The organism is Streptomyces sp. H39-S7 (assembly GCF_027158205.1).
Classification (GTDB): Bacteria; Actinomycetota; Actinomycetes; order Streptomycetales; family Streptomycetaceae; genus Actinacidiphila.
On record NZ_JAPVLU010000055.1, the window covers coordinates 1 to 7,254 of the forward strand.

The 7,254-nt window shown below is 71.9% G+C and carries 5 protein-coding genes; 3 read left to right on the top strand and 2 right to left on the bottom strand.

From position 1 onward, the window contains the following. The first annotated feature begins 115 nt into the window (after positions 1-115). Positions 116-1,345 carry an FUSC family protein gene (locus tag O3X23_RS36305; protein WP_269277018.1) on the top strand — a complete coding sequence of 410 codons (1,230 nt, stop codon included), beginning with the start codon at positions 116-118 and terminating at the stop codon, positions 1,343-1,345. A gap of 33 nt (positions 1,346-1,378) precedes the next feature. Here O3X23_RS36305 and glpK read toward each other — a convergent pair whose 3' ends face one another. Together glpK and O3X23_RS36315 are read right to left on the bottom strand one after the other, a co-directional pair. Further along, positions 1,379-2,893 carry a glycerol kinase GlpK gene (glpK, locus tag O3X23_RS36310; protein ID WP_269277019.1) on the bottom strand — a complete coding sequence of 505 codons (1,515 nt, stop codon included), beginning with the start codon at positions 2,891-2,893 and terminating at the stop codon, positions 1,379-1,381. A gap of 105 nt (positions 2,894-2,998) precedes the next feature. Continuing rightward, entirely contained in the window at positions 2,999-3,838 is an 840-nt protein-coding gene (locus O3X23_RS36315) for an MIP/aquaporin family protein (protein WP_269277021.1), read from the bottom strand. A 467-nt stretch (positions 3,839-4,305) separates the two neighbouring features. Here O3X23_RS36315 and O3X23_RS36320 point away from each other — a divergent pair, with 467 nt between their 5' ends. Together O3X23_RS36320 and O3X23_RS36325 are read left to right on the top strand one after the other, a co-directional pair. Beyond that, entirely contained in the window at positions 4,306-5,655 is a 1,350-nt protein-coding gene (locus tag O3X23_RS36320; protein ID WP_269277023.1) for an MFS transporter, read from the top strand. Then, the coding region (locus O3X23_RS36325; RefSeq protein ID WP_269277025.1) for a S9 family peptidase at positions 5,652-7,254 on the top strand (1,603 nt) is incomplete at its 3' end. The genes O3X23_RS36320 and O3X23_RS36325, both read left to right, overlap by 4 nt.

Sequence of the window (7,254 nt, forward strand, 5' to 3'; positions counted from 1 at the left end):
GCGGGGGTGCGGGTATCCGGTACCCGCACCCCCGCGCCGGCCCGCCCGCACTCCCGTGCCGATCCCCGGTTCAGGTCCGATGCCTGAGCGCTCCATGATCGGGAAGGGGTGGGAGATGCCCGTCGTACCTGATCCCGTCATCAAACTCGTCCAGAGGTCCAACGAACCGGTCGTCGCCCAGACCCTGCGCTCCACCGCGGCGGCGGTCATCGCCTACCAGGCCGCCGTGTGGCTCAGCCCGGAGCCGGCCCCCCTGACCGCCCCCCTGACCGCGCTCCTCGTCGTCCAGGTCACCTTGTACGCCACGCTGACGACGGGGATCCGCCGCGTCAACGCGGTGGTGGCCGGTGTCCTCATCGCCAGTGCCTTCAGCTCCCTGGTCGGCCTGAACTGGTGGACCCTGGGCCTGACGATCCTCACGTCACTGGTCATCGGACGCTTCGTGCGCGTCAATGAGTTCGTCCCCGAAGTCGCGATCAGCGCGATGCTCGTCCTGGGCGTGAGCCGGGTGGCGGACACCGCGTGGGACCGGATCCTCGAGACCCTGATCGGCGCCGGGGTGGGGCTGCTGTTCAACCTCCTGTTCGCGCCGCCCGTGTGGGTGCAGTCCGCGGGAGAATCCATCGAGGAACTGTCCCGCCGCATGGGCCGGCTGTTCCGCGACATCGGCGCCGAGCTCGCCGGGAACACCCCCGTGGAGCGCGCCGCCGCCCGGCTGCACGAAGCCCGCCGCCTCGACCACGACATCGTCGAGGTGGACGCCTCACTGCGGCAGGCGGAGGAGAGCCTGCGATGGAATCCGCGGGTCAGCGAGGGACTGCTGTCCCGGGTCGTCCTGCGGACGGGCCTGGACACCCTGGAGATCTGCGCCGTCGTGCTGCGGGTCCTGGCGCGGACCCTCACGGACCTCGCGAAGGAGCGGAGGGACGAGGCGCTGTTCCCCGCCGACGTGGCGGTCGCGCTCAACGAGCTGCTGCGCCACGTCTCCATCGCCATCGAGAGCTTCGCCGTGCTGATCACCACACAGGTCAGCGCGAACGCCGAGGACGCGGAGAACGAGCTGTCCCGGGCGCTGGAGGAGAGCAGCGTGCACCGCGAGACAGTGGCGCACCTGCTGCTGGACAAGGTGCGTGAGCACCCGCGCCAATGGCAGCTGCACGGGGCACTGCTGGCGGAGATCGACCGCATCCTGGACGAGCTGGACGTCGAGAAGCGCTCGGTCAGGCTGGTGGAGGAACTCGACCGCCACTCCCGCGAGCAGCGCGAGCGCTTCCCGCGCATCGACGCCTTCAAGCGCCGCCTGCGGGGCAATGTACGCCCGGATGTCACCCGGGTCGACCCGTGATCCGGGTCGACCCCTGGCTCGGGTGAACGGTGGTCAGTCGACCTTGACCCAGTCCAGAGTGCGTTCCACCGCGCGCTTCCAGTCCGCGTACCCGGATTCCCGGCGGTCCTCGTCCCACTCGGGGTCCCAGCGGTGGGCCTGGTTCCAGTTGGCCCGCAGTTCGTCGGTGTCGCTCCAGAAGCCCACGGCCAGTCCGGCCGCGTAGGCCGCTCCCAGGGCGGTGGTCTCGGCGACCTGCGGACGGATCACGGGCACGCCCAGCACGTCCGCCTGGGTCTGCATGCACAGGCTGTTGGCGGTGACGCCGCCGTCGACCTTCAGCACGGCCAGGTCGACGCCGGAGTCCTTGGCCATGGCCTCGACGACGTCGCGGCTCTGATAGCAGATCGCCTCCAGGGTGGCGCGCGCGACGTGCGCGTCGGTGTGGAAGCGGGCCAGGCCGACGATGGCGCCGCGCGCGTCCGAGCGCCAGTAGGGCGCGAACAGGCCGGAGAACGCGGGCACGAAGTAGACGCCCGCGGAGTCCTCGACGCGGCGGGCCAGGGTCTCGCTCGCCGCCGCGTCCTTGATGAGGTGCAGCTGGTCGCGGAGCCACTGCACCGCGGATCCGGTCACCGCGATCGAACCCTCCAGCGCGTAGACCGGGTCCTGGCCGGCGAACTGGTAGGCGACGGTGGTCAGCAGCCCGTGCTCGGAGTGCACCGGCCGGTTGCCGGTGTTGAGGAGCAGGAAGTTGCCGGTGCCGTAGGTGTTCTTCGCCTCGCCCTCCGCGAAGCAGACCTGGCCCACGGTGGCCGCCTGCTGGTCGCCGAGGATGCCGCTGATCGGTACGCCGGCCAGCGGGCTGGCGTCGGGCGACGCGCCGTATCCGGCCGGTTCGCTGGACGGTTTGATCTCCGGGAGCATGGCCCGGGGGATGGAGAAGAACGACAACAGCTCGTCGTCCCAGGCCAGCGTCTCCAGGTCCATCAGCATGGTGCGCGAGGCGTTGGTGACGTCCGTCATGTGCACCCCGCCGCGCGGGCCGCCGGTGAGGTTCCACAGCACCCAGGTGTCCATCGTCCCGAAGAGGGCGTCGCCGCGCTCGGCGTCGGCGCGGACACCGTCGACGTTCTCCAGGATCCACTGGACCTTGCCCGCCGCGAAGTAGGTGGCCGGCGGCAGTCCGGCCTTGGCGCGGATCACCGCGCCCTTGCCCTCGCGCTCCAGGGCGCTGGCGATCCGGTCGGTGCGGGTGTCCTGCCAGACGATGGCGTTGTAGTACGGGCGGCCGGTCTTCCGGTTCCACACCAGGGTCGTCTCGCGCTGGTTGGTGATGCCGAGGGCGGCCAGGTCGCTCGCCGACAGGTGGTACTTGTTCATCGCGGTGGCGATGACCGATCGCGTGCGCTCCCAGATCTCCACCGGGCTGTGCTCCACCCAGCCGGCCTTGGGCATGATCTGCTCGTGCTCCAACTGGTGGCGGCCCACTTCGTTACCGCCGTGATCGAAGATCATGAAGCGGGTGCTCGTCGTGCCCTGGTCGATTGCGGCGACGTAGTCCGCCATGTCGGTTCCTCCACGCGTGTTCGCTGCTGACGGCCGGCCGGCCCGGACGGCTGCGGTGAGTACGGCTGCGCTGTGTACGGCTCGGTGCGGGGACGGGGGAGCCCGTCACCTCTCCTCCGCCAGGCTGCGGCCCGGCGGCGCGTCCGCTACCGGCAGGAAGGGGCTGATGACGTAGCGGTAGAAGGCGGCGCCGACCGGTCCGCCGACGAGCGGGCCGACGATGGGCACCCAGAAGTACAGTTCGCCGTACTGGTCGCGCCACGCGCTGTGGTACCCGGTGAGGAAACTCGCCAGCCGCGGACCGAAGTCACGGGCGGGGTTGATCGCGTACCCGGCGTCGGTGCCGATGGCCATGCCGATCGCCACCACCAGCAGACCGGTCAGCAGCGGACCCATGTTCGCCCCGGGAGCGGTGTTGAGTACGTCGGTCAGCGCCATGATGACGAGCAGCAGGATGGCCGTACCGATGATCTGGTCGCGGAGCGCGCCCCACTCGCTGACCGGGAAGGTTCCGTTGCCCGGCAGGGTGGAGAACACCCCCTGCGTCTTGAGGGTGTGGCCCGGATCCGCCTTGGCGAGGACCTCCGTGTAGTTCCAGCGCACCAGCAGCGCGGCGACGAACGCGCCCAGCGTCTGCGCCAGCACGTACGGGGCCACCTTGCGCCAGGAGAAGCCGCGGAACATCGCCAGCGAGACGGTCACGGCCGGATTGAGATGCGCGCCCGACAGCCGCGCGGCGATGTACACACCGAAGGTGACGCCGAAGCCCCAGGCCCACGCGATGCTGTCGTGGTCGCCCAGGCCGGCGGCGACGACCTGAGCGACCACACCCACGCCGAACACGATGAGCACCATGGTGCCGGCGAACTCCGCGAGCAGTTCGCCCAGCAGCCGGTGCGAGCCCAACCGGCCCACCGTTCGGGTAACACCTGTCGTATCGGCCACCGGTCCAGCCCTTCCCGACGAGTGGGCGCGCTCCCCGTCGCGTGCCGGCACGGCGCTGTGCCGGCGTGACGGGCAGGCCCACATCCGACCCACGTTCGACCCATTCGACAGGCAGGTCGGCCCGGCGGCACCGCGAGGGGCCCTTCGCGTGCCGAACGGGTGACGCGGCAGGCCCGTCCTCCCCGCGCCGGCCAAAGGCCGAGGTCATGGAGGGGCGCCCGGACGAGGTCGTTCCACCGGAGAAGAGAATCCCGCAGAAAATGCACGACGGGACTCGAGGCGTGCTCGAATCCTGGTCGTGCGGTGGCCAAATTTTCCTCAACCGCACGTCAACTCGAGGTAATGGATCGTATGTTCATATTGCGAAGCCGGAATCCGCCTCGCTACGCTTCCGGGGATTCGAGGGGAAACCTGCTTTTTTCTTCATCTTCGCGGTAATTCCGCCCGTGACGTAGGACGGCCTCGCCATGACCGCTGCACGTCGTACGTCGCACGGCAGAGGGTCCCGGGACTTCTGGCTGTACTGGTCGGCGGGCACCTCCGACGCGCTCGGCACCCAGGCCTCGGGCCTGGTGCTCCCGCTGCTGCTGCTCGGTCTCGGCTCGTCCCCCGGCACCGTCGGCGTACTGGCCTCGGTCTCCGCGGTCGGCGGGCTGCTGGCCGGGCCGCCCGCGTCCGTGCTCGCCGACCGGCGCTGGCGGCGCGGGATGATGGTGGGATCCGCGCTGGTGGCAGCGGGTGCCATGGGTGCGATCGCGGCCGCTGCCGCGTTCGGCCGGCCCTCGCTGCTCTTCCTGTGCTCGGCCGCGCTCGTCGAACGGGTCGCCACCGCGTGCTACGAGGCGGCCGCCCGCGGGACGCTGGTCACCGTGGTGGCGCCGGTCCACTATCCGCGGGCCATCGCACGGCTGGAGGCGGGGGAGCAGGGCGCGCTGGTGGCCGGGCCCGCGCTGGGCGGCGTGCTGTTCCCGCTGGCCCGCTGGCTGCCGTTTCTCGTCGACGCCCTCTCCTATGTGTTCTCCGCGATATGCGTACGGGCCATCCGGGCCGATCTCAATCCGCACCGGAAATCGGAGGATTCCCCTCCGCGCTTTACGGAGGAATTCCGGGCGGGATTGCGTTTCATTCGCAACGAGTCATTCCTTCGATTCCTGCTGCTGTGGACAGCGGGCGTCAACGGCCTCTTGACAGCGCTGTATTACGGCGCGGTGTTCAGCATCCACGGCCACGGCTCGGGAACCGCCTCCACCGGTCTCGTCCTCGCCCTGTCGGGGGCAGCCGGGCTGGTCGGCGCCGCCGCCGCGCCCCGGCTCGCACGGCGGATCCCCGCCGCGCGGATCGTGATCGCCGCCTCCTGGACGATGGTGCCGGTCGCCGCCGGCCTCGCCTTCACCACCCATGCCTGGGTCTACGGCCTGCTGCTGGGCTCGGTGTCACTGACCGTGCCCGCGGTCGCGGTCGTGCTGCACTCGCGGGCCGTGCTGGTGACCCCCGATCAGCTCCAGTCCCGGGTCGGTACCGCGTTGGACACCGCCTGCGGAGTCGCCTCGGTGCTGGCGCCGGCGGCCGCCGGGCTGCTCACCGACCACTTCGGTCCCACGCCTACGGCGCTGCTCTGCGCGCTCGGACTGGCGCTTCTCGCCGCCTACGCCACCGCGACCGCGGCCGGCCGGTTCCTGCCCTCGGACCGCGATCCCGACCACTCCGCCGACCGCGGCCCCTTCGCCGATCCCGACCCCGGCTCCGACCATGCCTTCGCCCCGGTACCCGACACCCGGTCCCGCCCCCAGCCGCTGGAAGCAGGTGAGCCCTCATGAGCGAACTGCCCGCCGTCCCCGCCACCCCCGTCAGCCGGGACTCCGGACTGGGCTACCAGGTCTACCGGCCCGTGCTGCCCGCCTCCTGCCGGCGTTCGCCCGGTCTGATGGTGCTGACCGGTGACGTCGAGGGCCGCTGCGAGGTCTTCGCGTGGGACGCCGCCACCGGCGCCGCCCGCCAGGTCACCGACCGCCCCCACGGCACGCTGCTGTACGCCATCGACGGCGACGCTGTCATCTGGTGGTTCGACGAGGATCGTGACGGTCGCGGCAGCTGGCGGACCCAGCCGTTCACCGGCGGTCCCGACACCCCGGGCCTGACCGGTACGGGATCGGGCCGCCCCTGCGGACTGGCCGTCACCGACAGCGGGACCGTGGCGCTCGGGCTCGGTGACGAGCAGGGACTACGCGTCCACCTGGGCCCGCGCGGCGGCGCCGGCCAGGAGGTGCTGCGCACCCCCGGGCACGGCCTGCTGGTCGATCTCGCCCCGGCCGGCGACCTGCTGGCCGTCGCACGCGGCGCGGCCACCGAGGAGGCGGTCACCCTCCTGACACCGGACGGCGCCGTCAAGGAGAGCCTGTCGGGCACCGACGGCCGGCTGTGGGCGCTCGGCTTCGCCCCCGGGGGCACCACCCCGGAACTGCTGCTCGTCGCGGAACGCGAGGGCCGCTACGTGATCGCCACCTGGCGCGCCGACACCGGACTCGAACCGCACCACTGGTGTGCTTTCGACACCGAGATCACCGCCCGCTGGTGCCCGCAGGGCCGCACCGTCCTGGTCCGCCAGGACCGGCACGGCCGCAGCCGGCTGGTGGTGGCGGACCTGGACCGACGGGAACTGACACCCGTCGCCGTCCCCGTGGGCACCGTGCTCGACGCGGCCCCGCAGCCGGGCGGCGACGTGCACTACCTGTGGACCGACACCCTCACCCCGCCGCGCACCCGCTCCCTGCTCGGGGCGGCGCTGCCGGGTCTCGAGGCGGTGCCGCCGCCGATCGCCGGCCTTGCCGACGACGTGTGGACCCCGGGCCCCGACGGTCCCGTGCACACCCTGCTCACCGTGCCCAGCGGCGCGAAGGGCCCGCACCCGCTGGTCTTCCTGGTGCACGGCGGCCCCGCCGCGCACGACCGGGACGCCTACGACCCGGCCGTGCACTCCCTGGTGGAGTCCGGCTTCGCCGTCGCCCGCGTCAACTACCGCGGCTCCACCGGCTACGGACCGCGCTGGCGGGCCGCGTACGGGCAGGGCGTCGGGCTGACCCAGGTGGCCGATCTCGCGCTGGTCCGCGCCGACCTGGTGCGCCGCGGCGTCGCCCGCGCGGACGCGATCGGGCTGTGGGGCACCTCCTGGGGCGGCTACCTGGTGCTGCTGGCGCTGGGCACCCGTCCCGACCTGTGGCAGGCGGCCGTCGCGGTCAAACCGCTGGCCGACTGCGCGGAAGCCTTCGCGGCCGGCACCCCGGCGCTGCGCGCCCTGGACACCGAGCTGTTCGGCGGCACCCCGTCGGAGATACCCGAGGTCTACGCGCGTTCGTCGCCGTCGACCTACGCCGCCCGCGTCCGGTCGCCGCTGCTGGTGATCGCCGCGACCCAGGACG

Coding starts and splice junctions, on each gene's coding strand:
- O3X23_RS36305 (WP_269277018.1), top strand. CDS start 116: ATGCCCGTCGTACCTGATCCCGTCATCAAACTCGTCCAGAGGTCCAAC.
- O3X23_RS36320 (WP_269277023.1), top strand. CDS start 4,306: ATGACCGCTGCACGTCGTACGTCGCACGGCAGAGGGTCCCGGGACTTC.
- glpK (WP_269277019.1), bottom strand. CDS start 2,893: ATGGCGGACTACGTCGCCGCAATCGACCAGGGCACGACGAGCACCCGC.